Genomic DNA, 17,972 nt, shown 5'->3' on the forward strand with positions numbered 1-17,972 from the left:
CGATGTGTTGCCGCCTCAGAAACTCACCTTCAGCTTGGCGTTGACGCCGTGGTCGGAAACGCCTGAGGCGATCTGGCCGGTGTAGTTGACGCCGAAGGTCGCGGCCGGAGCGATCTTGAAGTCGATGCCCGCTTCGACGAGTGCCGCATCCCGGGCAATCGGCGCACCGCCGACGGTAAAGCCCTGGCCGCCGGCAAAGGCAAGCGTGGAGGTCGGCACGGCATCGCCGAAGGCATGGCGCCAGCCGACGGTGCCGCTCAGAACCGCCGCCGTTTCGCCGAAAGAAACGTCGGTCGAGGTGCGCACGCCAATCGTCGTGAAGGTCGTGTCGTTGTTGTTCGAGCGGCCGGAGAGCGCCGCTGACCCGCCCTTTTCACGGAAACCGTCCGTGTCGAGGTTGAGATAGGCGAGATTGGCGAAGCCTTCGAAATCGAAGCGACCGGCACTCGCGGCATAGCTCGCCTCGCCGAAGATCTGGGCGGTGCGGGCGTCATAGGTCGCCGACAGGCTGTCGTCGAAACCGCCGAAGGACACGCTGCGCGTCGTTTCGATGCGATGCCAGCTATAGGTCGCACCCGCCGTCAGCGACAGCGCGCCAAGCCCGGTCCCGGCATAGGCACCGATGTGGTAGTTGTCGCTGTCCCCGGAGGAATGACGGTCGACCACATCGAAGGACGAGCGGCTGTAGCCGCCGAAGAGACCGGCGCGCCAGTTGTCGCCGACGAGGCCATCGGCGCCCATGAGAAAGCCGCCGACGTTACGCTGGAAGCCCGCCGCATTGCCGTTGCCATCCGTATCGCCCCAGATGCCGAAGGCCTGGCTCCAGAAGGCGAAGCGGTCCGTATCGGCCGCAACGCTTTCGATGCCGCCTTCGCCATAGGCAAGCACTGGCGTCGCCTTGGTGCTGTCATCGCCGAAAGCCGCGCGGATGCGGTTGGTGGCTGCAGCGTTCAGGAGCAGGCCGTCCTGCAGCAGCATACCCTTGGTCGAGGCATGGATTTCACCCGAGAGCTGGTCGAAGGCAAAACGCGCCTGCGCGCGGTCGAGGTTGGTGAGCGCCGAATAGGCTGCATTGGAGAAGCCGAGGCTTTCAGCGGCGATCGCCGTTGCCCGCTGGTTGGCGGTTTCCGCGACATCCGCGAAGCGGATGTCGTTGCGGCTGAGTGTCAGCGTCACGTTGTTGGCGTCGTAGCCGAGCGTCGGATCGAGGAAGACGAGGCTCGATGCGACGTCGGCAAAGGTACCGGTCACGCCGCCGGCCGCCGTCAGGATCGTGTAGTTGGTCTGCGGCGCATAGCTGCCATTGGCTGCGAGCGCCAGGACAGAGCCGCCGTTGAGCGTCGCCTTGCCTGACGCGACGATCTTGTCGCTCTCGCCCTTGTCGTTGGCCTCGACCTCATAGGTCGAGCCCGCTGCAAAATTGATATCTCCGGCAACGTTGAGCGTGCCGATCGAATTGCCGGGGGCAATCACGCCGCCGTCGGCAATCGTGATGCTGCCGAACGTCCCGATGCCGCCGATGGCGCCGTCCTTTTCGATGGTCAGGCCCGATGACGAGGCGATCGACCCTTGCACCGAAAGCAGGCCGGACTTGACCACGGTCGCGCCGGTATAGGTGTTCTGGCCGTTAAGCACGAGTGCGCCGGCGCCGAGCTTGGTGAGACCGCCGCTGCCGCTGATCGCCTTGTTGATGGCAACCACGTTGGCGGCGTCCGCCACGTCGAGCGCGCCACCGGCACCTTCGAGAACGATATCGCGGTTGATCTGATGCATGTCGCGACCGGCGATCCTGAGGGCCCCGCCATCGAGCCTCAGCTTCGCTGCTGCGCTGCCAAGCGCAGCGTCCTCTTCGACCACAACGGTACCTCCGTCGGTCACCAGCGTTTCGCCGATGAACGAATGATCGTCGATGCAATAGTCGCGGATCGCCTGCTGGAAGCGCGGATCGCTGCTCTTGCAATCAAGCAGCGTCTTCTTCTCCTGGTCGGTCAGACCGGCCAGAATTGGCAGGCCGTTCTCGTCGGCGATCTGGCCGAGATAGACGTCGTTGCGCATGTTGTTGCGGCTAAGGTTGAAGACCTTGCCCTTCTCGGCGAAGGTCGATGCCTCATCGCCCCAGACGATCCGGGTCCTGGCCGTCGCTGTCGCCGGATCCGTGTAGTTCTGCAGCACCGGACCGACCCAGCGCACCGTGTGGGCGACCGGCTCGTGGTCCGAAAGCGGCGTCTTCGATCCATCCGGATTGGTCACGTAGCTGACGTCGGTGATGACGCCCGAATAGGGATCCTTCGGATCGTCGGCCAGCGTCCACCACTTGCCGAAGGGACGCGACGCCAAGAAGTGATCGATCTTGACCCGGTGCCAGCTTGCCCAGGTGTTGGTGGCGTCTTCGCCGTGCGACGGCCAGGTGACACTGCCGTCGTTCAAGCCATGCGGCGAGAACTGCTCGCGCTCGTTTGGAAGCTGCAAGATCTGGAACTGCTTCTTCAGGATGTTCATCGTCTGCGGCAGGTTGCCGGCAACCGGATACATCTCGTCGGCAAAGAGGCCAGAGGGAACCGTCGAGGCGTTGATCGCCGAAGCACCCTTGCCCTTCCAATCGGCGATATAGGCGTCCAGCTTCTGCTGGTCTTTTGCATAGTCGCGCAGCAGGCTCATGTAGAAGCTGTTGGTCGGGTTCTTGACGTAGGTTTTCAGCAGCAATTCCTGCTGGCTGACAGAATGCAGGCCGCGCTCCGAGACGTCGCCGGCGTTGAAGTCGCCGGTGAGGATGATGGGCCGCGTCTCGGACTTGGCCCATTGATTGATGCCCTTGGCTTCGTTGATGCGGGTCGTCGGCGGGTCGTAATAGTTGAGGTGCGTGGTGCCGACGACCACCTGCGGCTTGCTGACGGTAGGGTCGACCACCGTGTAGGTCACGATGTCGCCGAGCGTGCTGGCGCCGAAGGTGCCGGGGAGACGCGAGAACACGCCGGTATCGCTGTCCTGGCGCGTCGCGTAGGTGCCAAGGCCCGCATTCTTCAGGATGCCGGGAATGTCGCGTGCGTAGGTGCTGTTGGCGCGGAACTCCTGGAAGGTCAGGATGTCGTAGTTCCCCTTGATGAAGAAGTCCGACATCACGCTCGGGTTGGCCTTGAAGCGGTCCAGCCAGGTGTTGAGCGTCAGGATCTTCATGCTGTCGTCGGCGGCGCGCGCCTCGGCCGCCGAGAGCGTCAGGCTCGTTCCGCACAGAAGGATCGCCGTCGCCAGGCGCAACGGTTGCGTGAGGCGCGCAAAAGCCCGCACCCCGCGGAGGTGATGTCCACGTTGTCTCATATCTTGCTCCAATGTCGCGATGCGAACACGCTCCGTCACAAGACCTTCATGGCGATGGTATTGATGTGCGGAAGAGTTCACTGAAATGTACGATTACGGACATTAAGCGAGTCAAATGTCAGTTTTACAACATTTCATGGGGCGCCATAAAATTTCGCGCGGCCCATAGGTGCTGCGCTGATTTCCTTGGAGATCGGCGTCGGCCCTATGGTAGCAAAGCGTGCTGAGGGGCAATCAGGATGAGGGTGATGGACGATCGGGATATTTCGGATGGGGACAAGAAGACGCGCCGGCAGGCGCAGCTTCTCAGCCACCTCGAGAAGAACCACTATATCTCGATCGAGGAGATCACCGGCCTGTTCGGCGTCACCACCCAGACGGCACGGCGCGATATCATGGCGCTCGAACAGGAGGGCAAGGTGCGGCGCCTGCACGGCGGCGCGACCATTGCGACTCCGGTTGATCCCAACATCTACCGCCAGCGGCGCATCGACAACGCGGAGGTGAAGGAACGCATCGGGCAACTGACCGCCGAGCTTGTTGCCGACGGCGCTGCCGTCTTCCTCGACACCGGCACGACCTGCGAAGCGGTGGCGCGCGGACTGCTCAAGCGCCGCGATCTTCGTGTCGTCACCTACAGTCTGCGCGTCGCAACCACGCTCAGCGAAAGCAGCAGCTTTGCCGTCGCGGTGCCTGGCGGCTTCGTGCGGCAAGTGGATGCCGGCGTGTTTCGCGAGGAGACCGCCGACTATATCCGCAAGTTCAAATTCGACGTCGCCATCATCTCGGTCAGCGGCATCGATCAGGACGGCGATATCGGCGACGACGACCATGCCGAAGTCGCCGCCGTCTCGGCCGCGATGCGCCAGGCCGAGCGGGTGATCCTCGCCGTTGACAGCAGCAAGTTTGGCCGGCGTGCGTTGGTGCGCCTGGCTTCGCTTGCCGATATCGATGCGCTGGTAACCAATGAATTGCCGGAGGAGCGTCTCGTCTCCCTACTGCGCCAACACGGCGTCAGCATTCATTGCTAGTGCAAGGGCCGAAGCGATGGAAGCCCGCGGCGATCTCTTGCCAGGGGCTTGAAACCTTTGGTGCGGCACCACACATAGGCATCAAGAAATTGCCCGTGGAGCCTGACGGACATGATCAACCGAAGGCTCCGGGCGTAGTTCGCGCGCAAACGCTGACCACGGATGTACTGGCAGTGTGACGCAGCGAGCGGGAAAAGGTCGGCATTGCCGGCCTTTTTTGTTTTGAACGCCGGCAAAGGCTCATATGGCCGGCCCTACCAGCGAACCGCCCAGCGGCCGCCCAACGCCCCAAGCACCGTCAGCATGAGGACCGCGATCGTGTACCAGGTCGCGACGAAAAGCGGTGAATCGTCCGGGCAGTGGGCCGCGTAGAAGGTCGCGGCGATGCCGCCGGCCGCGAGCCCTGCCAGGGCGCCGGCAAAGCCGGGGCGCGCCGGCGCACCATGGCGCAGTGCGAGAAGGAACAGCGCCAAGGGCGCAAGGCCGATCAGTGGAATGAAGGTCATGCAGACGAGATAGTTGGTTCCGACGAGTTTCGTCGTCCAGGTATCGGATGGCACCGCAAGAAGCTCGAGCAACACCCCGCCGGCAACGAGCGCCGGCGCGACGGCAAGGTAGGGCACGAGCTTGCGCGGATCCGCATCGGGCCATGCGGCAACGCGCATGGCCGCAAAAGCGGCCGCGGCGAGCGCTATCGTGACCACGAATTTGAACAGGAACCGCACCGTCTCGGCGGCAGCGGCGATATCCGGCCGCGGCCCGAGCAGGATCGAGAACACGACACCGGCAAGGACGAGTGCGCCGATGGCGACGCCGGACCATACGGTGTTCATCGGCAGGCCGGGTCGCCGATTGTCGGCTGCGAGAGCCTTGATGAGGTCGTTCGTGTCCATGGTCAGTTTCGTCCAAATCGGCGGGCGATTGCAGCAAGGCCTCGGTGAAGCGCCACCCGAACCGCCGTTTCATTCATGTCCAGTTTCTGCGCCGTCTCAGCCACCGTGAAACCCTCGATCGAAATCGCGTTGACCACTGAGCGCTGCCCAGGTGCCAGCCCTTCCAGCGCCCGGCCGATTTCCCAATCCCTGGCCTTCTCCGTCTCCACGCTTGCCAGCGTGTCTTCAAGCCCCTCGATGCCGACCGTCGGGCGGCGAGCCTGACGACGCACGGCATCGACGTATTTGTGCCTGGCAATGGCATGCAGCCACGGTATGACCGGCGCATCCTCCCGCCAGGTGTGGCGCTTGACGTGCGCTGCCAGCAGCGCCTCCTGCACGACGTCCTCGGCATCGACGCCTCCGCCGATGGTCCAACGTCGGGCCCAGCCACGGATCGCCTGCGCTGCGTCCCGCAGGAAGTCGGCATAGGCTTTTTCGTCGCCGGCCACGGCCGCGCGGAGAAGTCTTGCGAGATGTTCGTCGTCCGCGCCGCTCACCCGCGCCTTTCCTCCCCATTCGCCGATTCCCGGCGTTTGTTACACGGCTATCTCAAATTCGCGGCCGCTGTCTGCTCAGACCGACCTCGCGAGCCCATCACGAAAGCGTGTTGCCAACGTTATGTAACGCCCGGTGTCGCCGCGGCGAAAGACCCGATGTGCGCCTCAGACAGGACGCACGGGAACAGTTCAACACGGAGATAATATGATGTCCATGAAGTCCACGATCAGCAGCGCAATGCTGGCAAGCGCGGTCGCCGCCGCCCTGTCGTCGCTCGCGGTTGCGAGCCCGCTGACTGAAGCGCAGGTCAAGTCCGCCATGGATGCCGGCAAGGAGAAATGCTTCGGCGTTGCGCTCAAGGGCCAGAACGATTGCGCCGCCGGCCCGGGCACGACGTGCCAGGCAACATCCACCGTCGACTATCAGGGCAATGCCTGGAAATTCGTCGACGGCGGCACCTGCACGACGATGAAGCTGCCCGACGGCCGCATGGGTTCGCCCGAGGCGCTTTCCCGCGACATGCCGTCCTGATTGATCGCAATTCAGGAACGGGACGCGGGGCAATCGCGTCCCGTTCCGCCTCGGTTTTCAAGGGGTAGCGGTCCAGGGACGTTCCCACCCGCCATCCAGGGTCTCAGGATTATGACGGGATTGGCAATGCGCACATCAACGGACGACGGCAGCAGACTTGCCCCGGTAGGTCCTCACCTGCCGAAACACGAAATCGCCGGGCTCGCCGGAACGAGCTTCAAGCATCAGCACCTCCAGGCGATCCTTGCCGATGATGCCTGCGGCGGCTTCTTCGAAATTCATGCGGAGAACTACATGGGTGCCGGCGGACCGCCGCATGCGGCGCTCGCCCGCATTCGCCAGGATTTTCCGGTGTCTCTGCATGGTGTCTGCATGTCGATCGGCGGCCCACAGCCGCTCGACAAGGCGCACCTGGGGCGGTTCAAGGCACTGGTCGACCGCTATGAACCGGCCCTCGTCTCCGAGCATCTCGCCTGGTCGACCCACGAGACCACCTTCTACAACGATCTCTTGCCGCTGCCCTACACCGAGGCCACCGTTGCCCGCGTATCCGATCATATCGACGAGGTCCAGGACGCGATCGGCCGCCGGCTGCTGCTCGAAAACCCGTCGACCTACGTCACCTTCCAGGATTCGACGATGAGCGAAACGGTATTCATCCGAGAACTGGTGAAGCGCACCGGCTGCGGGTTGCTGCTCGACATCAACAATGTCTTCGTTTCCGCCACCAACCAGAACTATTCGGCGCTCGCCTATCTCAGCGACTTTCCGCTGGAACATGTCGGAGAAATCCACCTTGCCGGGCATGCGGAGCAGCAAGACGACGAGGGCGACCTGCTCCTGATAGACAGCCATGACGGGCCGGTTGCCGACGCCGTCTGGAAACTCTACGACATCGTCATCGCCCGCGTCGGCGCCATCCCGACGCTGATCGAGTGGGACAGCGCCATTCCGGATTGGCCGGTCTTGAAACGCGAGGCCACGGCGGCGCAGACGATCCTCGATGCCTACGGGCAGCGGATATCGCGGGAGAAGATCCGTGTCCGCGCCTGACGGGTTGCTCCCCATGCCTCTTAACCGCATCGGCAATTATGCCGCCGGTTTCGTGCCGCCGCTGCTCGCACCTGACCGGCCGACGCCGGCTCTGGTCGCCGGCCCGAACGGCAAGGCGGCGGTGAAGCGCTTCAATGTCTACCGCAACAACGTCACCGTCAGCCTGATCGAAGCGCTGGCGGCGACCTTCCCGGCGACCGAGCGCATTACCGGTGAGGCCTTCTTTCGCGCCATGGCCCGCTTTCACGTGCGCGAAACACCGCCAGTCTCGCCGCTGCTCTTCGAATATGGCCGCGACTTTCCGGGTTTCATTGCCTGCTACGAGTATGCCCAATCCATGCCATGGCTTGCCGATGTAGCAAGGATCGAACGGGCCTGGCTCGACGCCTATCACGCCGCCGACGCCCCGGCGCTTCCGCCTTCTGCACTTTCCCTGATTGCGCCCGAGCAGCTCGGCGGCCTCGTCTTCGATCCGCATCCGGCGACCAGGCTTGTCCGTTCCGATTATCCGGCCGTCACGATCTTTGCCGTCAACCGCGAGAGCGGGCCGGTCGGACGAATCGAAACGGCTGATGCGGAGAGCGCGCTGATCACCCGCCCTGACCTGGAGGTCATCGTTCGCCGCCTCGCGCCCGGCGCCGATCTTCTGCTTTCGCGGCTGCTGGCAGGCATCCCCCTCGCCGCGGCTGCTGCGGATGCTGCCACGCAATGCCCCACGCTTGATCTCGCAGCCGCAATCGCCACCGCGCTCGAAGCGGGGGCCTTTACGGCAACTCATCACGGAGGATGAAACCATGATGTCCGCATCCAGATTTTCGCAAAACGGCCACACAGCCGATCTGTCGCAATGGACCCGTCGGGCGAACCGAGCCGTCGGCGCGCTCGCGCCGCTCTGGCTCTCCCAGCTTGTCCTGCGCTTCGGCCTTGCCGTTCCCTTCTTTCGGTCAGGCATGAGCAAGTGGGACGGGTTCCTGCAATTGAACGACGTGGCGGTCCTGCTGTTCAGCTCGGAATTCCGGCTGCATCTACCCGGCGGCCCCTATCCCTATCCGGCTTCCGCCGTGACGGCCTTTGCCGCCGGTTCGGCGGAAATCACTCTTCCCATCTTGCTTGTCTTTGGCCTGGGAACGCGTTTTGCCGCCCTCGGGCTGCTGGTCATGACAATTGTCGTGCAGCTGACCGTACCGGACGGCTGGCCCATCCACATTACCTGGGCTGCCATGGCGCTCGCGCTGATGGCCTCCGGTCCCGGGAGGCTGTCGCTCGACCACGCATTGTGCGCCTGGCGCAAGGGCGAGCGATAGGCCGCGCGCGATCCCGGCGCCTGCTTTGACCGCAGGCAGCGCCCTTCAATTCGGGCGCAGCCGAACCGGGGTATCGACGATCAGCTTGGTCCAGTCGTCAATGAACCGGGAGCGCTGCAGCCGGTCCTGCGCGGCAAGCAAGGCCGGGCCGATCCGGATCGGCCGGCCGATCCCGGACTCCACCAGTTTTTCGGGTCCGTCGACCTCGGCCGGCAGTGCGCCGCTCCGCGAGAAGAAAAACGCTTTCTCCCGTGCCACGTCCTGTCCTCGTTCGGACAGCAGATAATCGAGGAAGCGACCGGCAAGCTCGGGGTGCTTGGCGCCCGTCGGAACCAGGGCGCCGCGGCTGAGGATCAGCGTGTAGTCGCGCGGCAGCACGATCCTGAGCTTGCCGTTACGTCGCGCCGCGGCATAGGCGTAGGAGCCGAGGATGTTGTAGCCGATATAGACGTTACCGCTGTCGAGTTCAGACAACACCGCATTGTTGCAGCAGCGCAGCACGGCTTCGGCGCGGCTGAGGCTTTCGAGCAGACGGCCGTAGGTCGTCGAGGCTTGCTGGGCATCGAGGAAGGCGAGCAGATAGCCGATGCCGGACTGGCGCAGGTCGTAGGTGCCGATGCGGCCGCGATAATAGTCCGGCTTGAAGCGCAGCAGGTCGGTGAGCTCTCCATGGGTGTGCGGCACATCCTCCGGCGGCACGAAATCCTTGTGGTAGACCATGACGGAGGGCTCGAAGGTAAAGCCGAAGACCTCGTCACGCCAGTTCGCCCAGGCCGGCACGTCGCGGGTTTCCGGCGAGACATGCGCCAGCGCACAGCCGTCGTTTGCAAGCTTCACCAACTGATCGACGGATGAAGACAGCAGGAGATCACCGAAAGGCTGCTTCAATCGGCAGGCGATGTCGGCGTCCCGATAGAGATCGTTGGTCACGTAGTCCGTATAGTCGATGGCGACATCGCGCGCCGTCTCCTGAAAATCGCGGATCAGCGGCTCCATCGCCTCGATGTCGGTCGCGCCGTTGATGACAAGCCGGCCGCGCTCGGCTTCGAGCGCCGGAAAGAACGCCCGCGTGCCCTCGACCGCCCCGGCCGGGCTGGCAAAGCCAAGGACCGCAACAAGTGCGATCGGTCGAAGTTGCCGCCACATCCTCATGTTCCCTCCCGATAAAGGGGAACATCGAGAATGACCGTGAAGTCGCGCGCGCCTTTCTCCAGAAACCGAACTGTGCCGCGATGCGCCACCGCCACCTCCGCCGCGATTGCAAAGCCGAGCCCCATGCTTCCCTCTCCCGTCTTGGAACTGACGAACCGCGTCGTGACCGCCGCCCATTCTGCTGGCGGAATGCCGGGACCGTCGTCGGCGACCTCCACCAGGGCCCGGTCATCCTCGCGCCTCACGCGCACGGCCAGCCGTTGCTCGACACCATGCTGCAGCGCGTTGTCGATGATATTGGCTATCGCCTCACGCAAGCTCACCGCATCGCCGCGCACGAAGACCGGCTCGGCACTGTCCTCGAAGGAAACGACGACGTCCGGGTCGACTGTAATCGGCACCGTCGAGCGGAGAGCCTTCCGGGCGATATCGCCAAGGTCGACGGGCTTGAAGCGCACGGAATCGGACCGGTGGATGACCATGGCATGGCTGAGCAACTGGTTGGTGAGGCGCGCCAGCTGGCTGACGCGGTCCCGCACGCGCCCGAGATGCCGCTTGCGGTTGACGTCGAGGTCGTCGTCTTCGAGCATGTCGACCTGTGCCGAAAGGGCCGTCAGCGGCGTGCGTATCTGATGCGCCGCATCGGCGATGAAGCGCTGAAGCAAGGTGACGCGCTCGTCGAGGCGGCCCATGAAGTGATTGATCGACCCGACGAAAGGCTTGAGCTCCCTGGGCATTTCGGCCTCGACGGGGGTCAGATCCTGCGGATCGCGGGCACGCAGCGTCGCGGCAAGGGCATCGACGGGCAGCAGTGAATAACGGATGGCAAGCACGGTGCCGGCAAGCGCAAGCAGGCTCATGATGCCGACGAGGATCATGGCGCGGGTCGTCAATTCCCCAGCAAGCCCGCGCCGCGCTTCGGTCGTCTGCGCCATGACCACATAGGCCCAGCCAGAAAAGGACGGATCCGAAAGCGCCCGCGAGACCACGGCCACGCGGACCGGCACGTTGCGATATTCCGTCGTCAGGAACACCGGGCCGGCCCGCGCCGCGGTGACGTCGACGCCGGTGTCGAGATCGTCGTAGCCGGTCAAGGTTCGGCCGTCGGGGCCAACCACGCGATAGAAAATGCGGTCGCGCTCGGCAAGGCCAAGCAACTCGAAGGCCGACGACGGAAGCGTTACACCCAGATTGCCCGCATCCACAGTCATGTTCGCGGTGATCTGGATCGCCGCCCCGAGGAGCAGCCGGTCATAGGCATCGTCGGCGGCCGCGCGGGCATAGTACCAGGCGGCGGCGGAAAGCAGCGTCGCACCACCACAAAGCACCAGCGCCACGCGCAGCACGAGCCGCCAGAAGAGCGAGGTTTCACGCCGCTTCATCGGCCACCAGTTGATAGCCGAGACCGCGGATGGTGACGATGCGTACCGACGAGCCCTCGATCTTCTTGCGCAGCCTTCCGACATAGAGTTCGACGGCGTTGGGGTTGACGTTTTCGTCGAAACCGAAGAGCCGATCGAGCAGTTCGTCCTTGCTGAAAACCCGGCCCGGCCGGGCGGCCAGCACTTCGAGAAGCGTGATCTCGCGCCGCTTGAGCTGGACCTCGCGGTTGCCGACCCGCACCGAGCGGCTGTTGCGATCGAGCACCAGATCGCCGCACTCGATGAGGTTGGTCGGGTCGCCCTGGCGGCGGCGCAGGAGCACGCGCGTGCGCGCTTCGAGCTCGCGGAAATCGAACGGCTTGACGAGATAGTCGTCGGCGCCAAGGTCCAGCGCGCCGACCCGGTCCTCGATTTCAGAACGCGCCGTCAGTACCAGCACCGGCGTCGTCTTTTTCCGGGCGCGCAGATGGCGCAGGATCTCAAACCCGTCGAGCCCCGGCAACATGACGTCGAGGATCACGAGATCATAGTCGGTAAATTCGAGTATGTCGGCGGCGGCTTGACCGTCCGTCTGCCAATCGACGGTGTGCCCGACCTTTTCCAGTCGCCGGCTGATTGCCTCCCCGACATCCCTCGTGTCCTCCACCAGAAAGATGCGCATGGGCAAGCAGTGACACGGAAGATTTCACCGATCAACCCGACGGATCTGACCGCTTTCGTGACAGCGTGGTGACAGGTTCGCGGAGGAAAGAGGACTGCCTGATCGCGACAACGGGAGATGCGGCCAGGGTCTGGAGGACAATCATCGCCGAGGCATTTTCAGGCGGCCGCCACGCGGTCCGTCGATGCGGGTCGATGCCGTCCGGATCCTGGATGTCACGGTGGAGGCAGGCGCGCGATAGCGCCTTTGAAAGAAGACCTCATGGATGGGAGAGAGACCATGACCCGAACCTTTGTGAAGACCCTTCTGGCGGCCGGCTTTTTCGCCGCCGTGGCATCGCCCGCCGGTGCGGAGCCGTCGAAGCCCGAGTGCCTGGCCGGCGCCAAGCCCGGCGGCGGCTTCGACCTGACCTGCCGGCTTGCCGCCAATGCGCTGCTCGAAGCCAAGATCATCGGCAAGCCGATGGCCGTTACCTACATGGAAGGCGGCGTCGGTGCGGTTGCCTATAACCACGTCATCGGCAAGCGCGGCGCCGACAGCAACCTGATCACCGCTGCTTCCTCCGGCTCGGCGCTCCTGATCGCCCAGGGCAAGTTCGGGCAATATGACGAAACCGCCGTGCGCTGGCTCGGCGCGCTCGGCGCCGACTACGGCGTGCTCGTGGTCGCCGCGGATTCCCCCTACAAGAGCCTCGGCGAGCTGATCGCCGCCTACAAGGCAAGCCCGACCGACTTCTCGGTCGCCGGCGGCGGCGCTGTCGGCTCGCAGGACTGGATGAAGGGCTCGCTCTTGGCAAAGGCTGCGGGACAGGAGCCGAAGCAGATGCGCTACGTCGCGCTTGAAGGCGGCGGCGCAGTACTGACGGCGCTCGAAGGCGGCCACGTCAAGGTCGGTGCCGGCGATGCGGCGGAAATGTCCAAGCACCATGCGGCCGGCAAGGTCCGCGTGCTCGCGGTCATGGCGCCCGATCGCCTGCCGGGCGAACTCGCCAAAGTGCCGACCGCCAGGGAACAGGGCGTCGACATCGAATGGCCGGTCTGGCGCGGCTACTACGTCGGCAAGGACGTCTCCGACGCCGACTACAAATGGTGGGCCGATGCCTTCACCAAGCTCGCCGCAACGCCGGAATTCGTGAAGGAGCGCGAGGCGCGCGGCCTCTACGAATACACCCAGGTGGGCGACGCCTTCGACCAGCAGGTCAAGGCGGACGTGGCACGCTTCAAGATCATCGCCAAGGAAGCCGGCATGTAAGCCGGACGGTGGAGCGGGACAGTCTCCCGCTCCGCTTGTTTGCCACCACTTTACGGGCTCCCTGCCGATCGTCTCATCCGGCCGGATTGAAGACCCGTTCCCTGGCGTAAACATCTGGAACAGAACCATGTCAGACACCACTTCCTCATCCTCCCGCATCGGCAGGGTCGGCGGGCTCTTGATGCTCGCGCTGGCGATTGCCTATGGCATCGGCGGCAGCCAGATCGAATATGCCTTCGCCTCGGACCCGCTCGGTCCACGCGTCGTGCCGGTGCTGCTCGCCATCACCCTCGCGGTGCTTTGCCTCTTCTACCTGAAAAGCCCCGGAACGACCGAAGCCTTTCCGCAGGGGCGGCTTCTCGTGAAGATCATTGCAGTACCGCTCCTGCTTCTTGCATCGGCACTGCTTCTGGAGCCCGCCGGCTTCGCCGCCTCGATCTTCCTGCTGACCTTCGGCGTCGGCTGGATCTTCGGCGCGCCGCTGCGTCTCGCGCTGATTGGCGGCGTCGGGCAAGCCGCCCTCTGGTGGTTCGTCTTTTCCTACCTGCTCGACGTCTATCTGCCCGCCGGCCGGCTGTTTGGCTGATCCGCCGGTTATGGAGTGATCTCAATGAATCTCGATTATCTCTGGAACGGTTTTACCGTCGCCCTCACCCTGCAGAACCTGCTCATCGGTCTTGCAGGCTGCTTCATCGGCACCCTGGTCGGCGCGCTACCGGCGATCGGGCCGATCAACGGCATCGCGCTGCTGATCCCGATCGCCTATACGATGGGCCTGCCGGCCGAAAGCACCATGATCCTGCTCGCCGCCGTCTATTGCGGGGCCGAATATGGCGGCCGCATTTCCTCGATCCTTCTGAACGTGCCGGGCGATGCCGGCGCGGTCATGACGGCGCTCGACGGCAACCCGATGGCCCGCCAGGGCCGCGCCGGCGAAGCGTTGATGCTCTCCGGCCTCTCCTCCTTCGTCGGCGGGGTCTTCGGCGCCGTCGGGCTGGCGCTGTTCGCACCGCTGCTTGCGGGCCTCGCCATCGGCTTCGGCCCGGCCGAATACTTCGTGCTGATGGTGTTCGCCTTCGCGACCCTCGGTTCCATGGTCGGTAGCCAGCCGGTAAAGACGCTGATCGGCTGCACGCTCGGCCTGATGCTTGCGACCGTCGGGCTCGACGCCACCTCCGGCGCCTATCGCTTCACCTTCAACGAGCCGGAACTCGGCGACGGCATCGAATTCGTCGTGCTGGTCATCGGTCTCTTCTCGGTATCCGAGGCGCTGCTGATCCTCGAACACCAGGCAAGCGGCGTCACGGTCATCCGCGAACTCGGCCGCATGACCGCCCGCCTCGACGATATCCGCAAATCGATCGGTGCCACGCTGCGTGGTTCGGTCATCGGCTTCATCGTTGGCGTGTTGCCGGGCACCGGCGCATCGGTTTCGAGCGCCGTTTCCTACACCACGGAGAAGCGCATCTCCGACAGCGAAGGCACCTTCGGCAAGGGCGACGTACGAGGTCTCACTGCCCCTGAGGCTGCCAACAACGCCACCGCCTGCGGCGCCTTCGTACCGATGCTGACGCTCGGCGTGCCCGGCTCCGGCACGACCGCCGTCATGCTCGGTGCATTGATGCTCTACAACATCCAGCCGGGTCCGATGCTGATTACCGAGCGGCCGGAAGTGGTCGGCGGTCTCGTCGCATCGCTCTTCATCGGCAACGTACTCTTGCTTCTCCTCAACCTGCCGCTCGTCAACATCTTCGCCCGCGTCTTGACGGTACCGAACTGGCTGCTGGTTCCGGGCATCCTCGTGCTGTCGGTTGTCGGCGTCTATTCCACCCACGCCTCGGTTTTCTCGATCCTCCTGATGCTCGGCATCGGCATCATCGGCTGGCTGCTTCGAAAGGCCGGCTTCGACATGGCGCCGATCATCCTCGGTTTCGTGCTCGGCCATGTGATGGAGGTGAACCTGCGCAATGCGCTGGCGATCAGCGGCGGCGATATCTCGATCCTGTTCCAGAGCAAGATCTCGATCATTCTCTGGATCCTGGCGGGCGCCATGGCCGTGATGCCACTCGTCGCCGGCTGGAGGCGGACGAAGGTCGTCAAGACCGCCACCAGCTAGCTGATCCCTCTCTCTGTCGGCTGCTTGGACAGCGGCGCGCGAGCCCATGGCGGCGCGCCGCTGTCGTCGTTTTGAGCGGCATTCAGACTATAAATCTAATATAGACTTTTATGTCTACGCGTGATTTAAGGATTGCTATCGAGGAAGAGGAACGCCGTGACCCCAGAACTCCGCCCCTATTGCCTGGTCTGCGACGCGATCGCCTTGCTGTTCCAGCCCTATGCCGAGGTCGTGCTGCACGATCTGGCGACTGAAACCGTCGTCCATATCGCTGGCAACTTCTCCAAGCGCGAGATCGGTGAAGCTTCGCTGCTGAGCGAAATCGGGTTCAGCCAAGGCGAAGCGATCATCGGCCCCTACGAGAAGGTCAATTGGGACGGACGCTCGATCAAGGCGATCAGCGCCGTGCTGCGAAACGCGGACGGCAAGGCGATCGGCGTGCTCTGCATCAATGCCGATGTCTCCGACTTTCATGCGGCACTCAGGACGCTCAACGCGCTCGTCCGCGTTCCCGTCGACGCGGACAAGCCCGAGAGCCTGTTCAAGGAAGACTGGCACGAGCGCGTCAACGAATATGTCCAGCAATGGACCGTGGCGCGCGGGCTGACAGTCTCGAGCCTGAGCCGCAACGACAAGCAGGCGCTGGTGATCGCCCTTTCTGCTGATGGCGCCTTCGGCGGCAAGAATGCCGCCTCCTACATCTCGCGCATCCTCGGCATGGGCCGGGCGACCGTCTACAAATATCTGAGCCAGGGGAGCGCGCCATGATCGTCATCGATCGAGAAAGGCTGGCCGAGCTGCCGTTGCTGACGCTCGCGGCACCGGCCATCCGCGACGCCTATATCGCCGTCACCGACGGTCGCGCCAATCTGCCGCCGGTCGGCTATCTGCCGCTTCCCGGTCGGAATGCGGATTGCCACATCAAATACGGCTACATCGAAGGCGATCCGATCTTCGTCGTGAAGATCGCCTCCGGCTTCTACGACAATCCGGCCAAGGGACTGCCGTCGAGCACCGGCATGATGGTTGCGGTCTCCGCAGAGACCGGCGACGTGGTGGCCGTGCTCGACGACAAGGGTCTCCTCACCGATCTTCGCACCGGTCTCGGCGGTGCGATCGCGACCACGGCGCTCTGGCGCAAGGACGCCTGCTCGATCGGGATCGTCGGCGCCGGCACGCAGGCGCGCATCCAGATCCGGGCGCTCGCCTCCCTCTCGAATCGTCCATTGCGGTTCACGGTCTGGGGGCGATCAATGGAACGGGCGAACGCCGTGCTTGCCGACCTCGCGGACCTCGGCCTTCCCATCGCTGCGACAACCGATCTCGAAGCGCTCTGCCGCCAGTCCGATGCGATCGTAACCACGACGCCATCGAAGGAGCCGCTGATCCGATCGGCCTGGATCGGGCCTGGCACCCATATCACCGCCATGGGCGCGGACGCACCCGGCAAGCAGGAGCTCGAAACTGCCCTCGTTGCCCGCGCCGACCGCCTCTTTGTCGATCTCGCCGAGCAATGCCTGGACCACGGGGAATTTTCTGCAGCGGATCGGGCCGTGGTGATCCAGGAGGAACGCTGTGTCGCCCTCGGCGCGGTCCTTTCCGGTGCGGCCGAAGGTCGACGTTCGGACAACGACATCACCATCGCCGACCTGACAGGGATCGCGACGCAGGACATCGCCATTGCCCGCACGGTGCTCGATGAACTCGGCTTGCTCGGCCGTTCGCAAGGAACAACCGCATGACCAAAGACGTCTTCGAAACGGCCGCGCGCGCTGTCCGCGCACGCCAGCGCATCCGCCCCTTCATCTACGAGACGCCACTGATCCCGTCGCGCGCGATCGGTCCGCAGACAGCCTCGACGGTACTGTTGAAGGCGGAAAACCTGCAGCTGACCGGCTCCTTCAAGATCCGGGGGGCTGCGAGCAAGATGACCTCGCTGCCAAGGGACCAGCAGGTGATCACTGCCTCCTCCGGCAATCACGGCATCGGTTCTGCCCATGCGGCAAGCGCGATCGGCCAGAAGCTGACGGTGGTGCTGCCCGAGATTGTCAAGCCGGCGAAGCTGGAGCGCATCCGCGCCTACGGCGTCGAGGTCGTCCTTCACGGTTCCGAAACCGGGCTTGCCGAACAGCATGCGCAGCAGCTGGCCGCGACCGAAAAGCTCGGCTACGTCTCGCCCTACAACGACCCGGAAATCATCGCCGGCCAGGGCACGATCGCACTTGAACTCCTTGAGCAAGGCGAACGCATCGACAATGTCTTCATCGCCATGGGCGGCGGCGGACTGATCAGCGGCATCGGCTCGGTGCTGAAGAGTTTCCGCCCGCATACTCGCGTCATCGGCGTGTCCGCTGCAAATTCGGCAGCGCTTGCGGCCTCGATAAGGGCCGGCCGGGTGGTCGAAACCGAACACCTCGAAACGCTCGCCGATGCCGTTGCCGGCGGTCTCGACGAAGACAGCGTGACCCTCCCATTGTCGATGGCCGTGGTCGATGAGGTCGTGACCTGCTCGGAAGCAGAGATCGCGGCCGCAATGCGGGACCTGCTGCTCGACGAGCATATGCTGGTAGAGGGGGCGGCAGCTCTCGCACTTGCCGGCTTCCGGCAGATCGCGGCGAGGTGCACCGGCCAGACCAACGTCATCCTGCTTTGTGGCGGCAATGTCGACGGCGCCAGCGCGCTGCCTTCGTTGCTGGGCTAGAGACGCCGCTGTATGGCGCTGCCCCGCCTCGCCTCGCCTCGC

The 17,972-nt window shown here is 64.3% G+C and carries 17 protein-coding genes; 11 read left to right on the forward strand and 6 right to left on the reverse strand.

Features of this window, described 5'->3' with window-relative positions; all coding sequences use genetic code 11:
• Positions 1–15: 15 nt before the first annotated feature.
• Positions 16–3,315: an autotransporter domain-containing protein gene (locus IB279_RS33655; RefSeq protein ID WP_192340640.1), complete on the reverse strand. Its 3,300-nt coding sequence runs from the start codon at positions 3,313–3,315 to the stop codon at positions 16–18.
• 248 nt (positions 3,316–3,563) lie between these two features.
• Here IB279_RS33655 and IB279_RS33660 point away from each other — a divergent pair, with 248 nt between their 5' ends.
• Positions 3,564–4,346: a DeoR/GlpR family DNA-binding transcription regulator gene (locus tag IB279_RS33660; protein WP_371814280.1), complete on the forward strand. Its 783-nt coding sequence runs from the start codon at positions 3,564–3,566 to the stop codon at positions 4,344–4,346.
• A gap of 254 nt (positions 4,347–4,600) precedes the next feature.
• Here the strand turns inward: IB279_RS33660 and IB279_RS33665 are convergent, their stop codons facing one another.
• A complete protein-coding gene (locus IB279_RS33665; protein ID WP_113504342.1) occupies positions 4,601–5,239 on the reverse strand; it encodes an NrsF family protein in 639 nt (212 codons plus the stop codon).
• A 2-nt stretch (positions 5,240–5,241) separates the two neighbouring features.
• Positions 5,242–5,778, reverse strand: a complete 537-nt coding sequence (locus tag IB279_RS33670; protein ID WP_060519968.1) for a sigma-70 family RNA polymerase sigma factor — start codon at positions 5,776–5,778, stop codon at positions 5,242–5,244.
• A gap of 208 nt (positions 5,779–5,986) precedes the next feature.
• Between IB279_RS33670 and IB279_RS33675 the strand changes: the two genes are divergently transcribed.
• From IB279_RS33675 to IB279_RS33690, 4 genes are all read left to right on the forward strand, one after another.
• On the forward strand, positions 5,987–6,310 hold the full coding sequence (locus IB279_RS33675) for a DUF2282 domain-containing protein (RefSeq protein ID WP_034790329.1): 324 nt from the start codon (positions 5,987–5,989) through the stop codon (positions 6,308–6,310).
• Between the two features lie 126 nt (positions 6,311–6,436).
• Positions 6,437–7,363 (forward strand): DUF692 domain-containing protein, encoded by a 927-nt coding sequence (locus IB279_RS33680; protein WP_113504343.1) that lies wholly within the window; start codon positions 6,437–6,439, stop codon positions 7,361–7,363.
• Between the two features lie 13 nt (positions 7,364–7,376).
• Complete coding sequence (locus IB279_RS33685; protein ID WP_113504344.1) at positions 7,377–8,153, forward strand: DNA-binding domain-containing protein; 777 nt, start codon at positions 7,377–7,379, stop codon at positions 8,151–8,153.
• Between the two features lie 4 nt (positions 8,154–8,157).
• The gene (locus tag IB279_RS33690; RefSeq protein ID WP_375292971.1) at positions 8,158–8,667 is read left to right on the forward strand and encodes a DoxX family protein; all 510 of its coding nucleotides are present in this window, start codon (positions 8,158–8,160) and stop codon (positions 8,665–8,667) included.
• A gap of 45 nt (positions 8,668–8,712) precedes the next feature.
• On the opposite strand, the gene IB279_RS33695 is transcribed toward IB279_RS33690, so the two are convergent.
• The 3 genes from IB279_RS33695 to IB279_RS33705 are packed head-to-tail and all read right to left on the reverse strand — an operon-like array spanning position 8,713 to position 11,862.
• Positions 8,713–9,813, reverse strand: a complete 1,101-nt coding sequence (locus tag IB279_RS33695) for an ABC transporter substrate-binding protein (protein WP_113504345.1) — start codon at positions 9,811–9,813, stop codon at positions 8,713–8,715.
• Between the two features lie 2 nt (positions 9,814–9,815).
• Positions 9,816–11,201, reverse strand: a complete 1,386-nt coding sequence (locus tag IB279_RS33700; RefSeq protein ID WP_113504346.1) for a sensor histidine kinase — start codon at positions 11,199–11,201, stop codon at positions 9,816–9,818.
• On the reverse strand, positions 11,188–11,862 hold the full coding sequence (locus IB279_RS33705; protein ID WP_034790222.1) for a response regulator transcription factor: 675 nt from the start codon (positions 11,860–11,862) through the stop codon (positions 11,188–11,190). Before IB279_RS33705 ends, IB279_RS33700 begins: the two co-directional genes overlap by 14 nt.
• 279 nt (positions 11,863–12,141) lie before the next feature.
• Here IB279_RS33705 and IB279_RS33710 point away from each other — a divergent pair, with 279 nt between their 5' ends.
• The 6 genes from IB279_RS33710 (at position 12,142) to IB279_RS33735 (ending at position 17,930) form a co-directional block, all read left to right on the forward strand.
• Entirely contained in the window at positions 12,142–13,113 is a 972-nt protein-coding gene (locus tag IB279_RS33710; protein WP_113504347.1) for a tripartite tricarboxylate transporter substrate binding protein, read from the forward strand.
• A gap of 127 nt (positions 13,114–13,240) precedes the next feature.
• Positions 13,241–13,699, forward strand: coding sequence for a tripartite tricarboxylate transporter TctB family protein (locus IB279_RS33715; RefSeq protein ID WP_034790226.1), 459 nt, complete (start codon positions 13,241–13,243; stop codon positions 13,697–13,699).
• A gap of 24 nt (positions 13,700–13,723) precedes the next feature.
• Positions 13,724–15,229: a tripartite tricarboxylate transporter permease gene (locus IB279_RS33720; RefSeq protein WP_060529152.1), complete on the forward strand. Its 1,506-nt coding sequence runs from the start codon at positions 13,724–13,726 to the stop codon at positions 15,227–15,229.
• 156 nt (positions 15,230–15,385) lie between these two features.
• On the forward strand, positions 15,386–15,997 hold the full coding sequence (locus IB279_RS33725; RefSeq protein ID WP_083523682.1) for a transcriptional regulator: 612 nt from the start codon (positions 15,386–15,388) through the stop codon (positions 15,995–15,997).
• A complete protein-coding gene (locus IB279_RS33730; RefSeq protein ID WP_060606183.1) occupies positions 15,994–16,971 on the forward strand; it encodes an ornithine cyclodeaminase family protein in 978 nt (325 codons plus the stop codon). The genes IB279_RS33725 and IB279_RS33730 overlap by 4 nt, the downstream gene beginning before the upstream one ends.
• Complete coding sequence (locus IB279_RS33735) at positions 16,968–17,930, forward strand: pyridoxal-phosphate dependent enzyme (RefSeq protein ID WP_060606180.1); 963 nt, start codon at positions 16,968–16,970, stop codon at positions 17,928–17,930. Before IB279_RS33730 ends, IB279_RS33735 begins: the two co-directional genes overlap by 4 nt.
• Positions 17,931–17,972 lie beyond the last annotated feature (42 nt).

Source organism: Ensifer sp. ENS06, assembly GCF_014852205.1.
In the GTDB taxonomy this organism is placed as follows: Bacteria; Pseudomonadota; Alphaproteobacteria; order Rhizobiales; family Rhizobiaceae; genus Ensifer; species Ensifer adhaerens.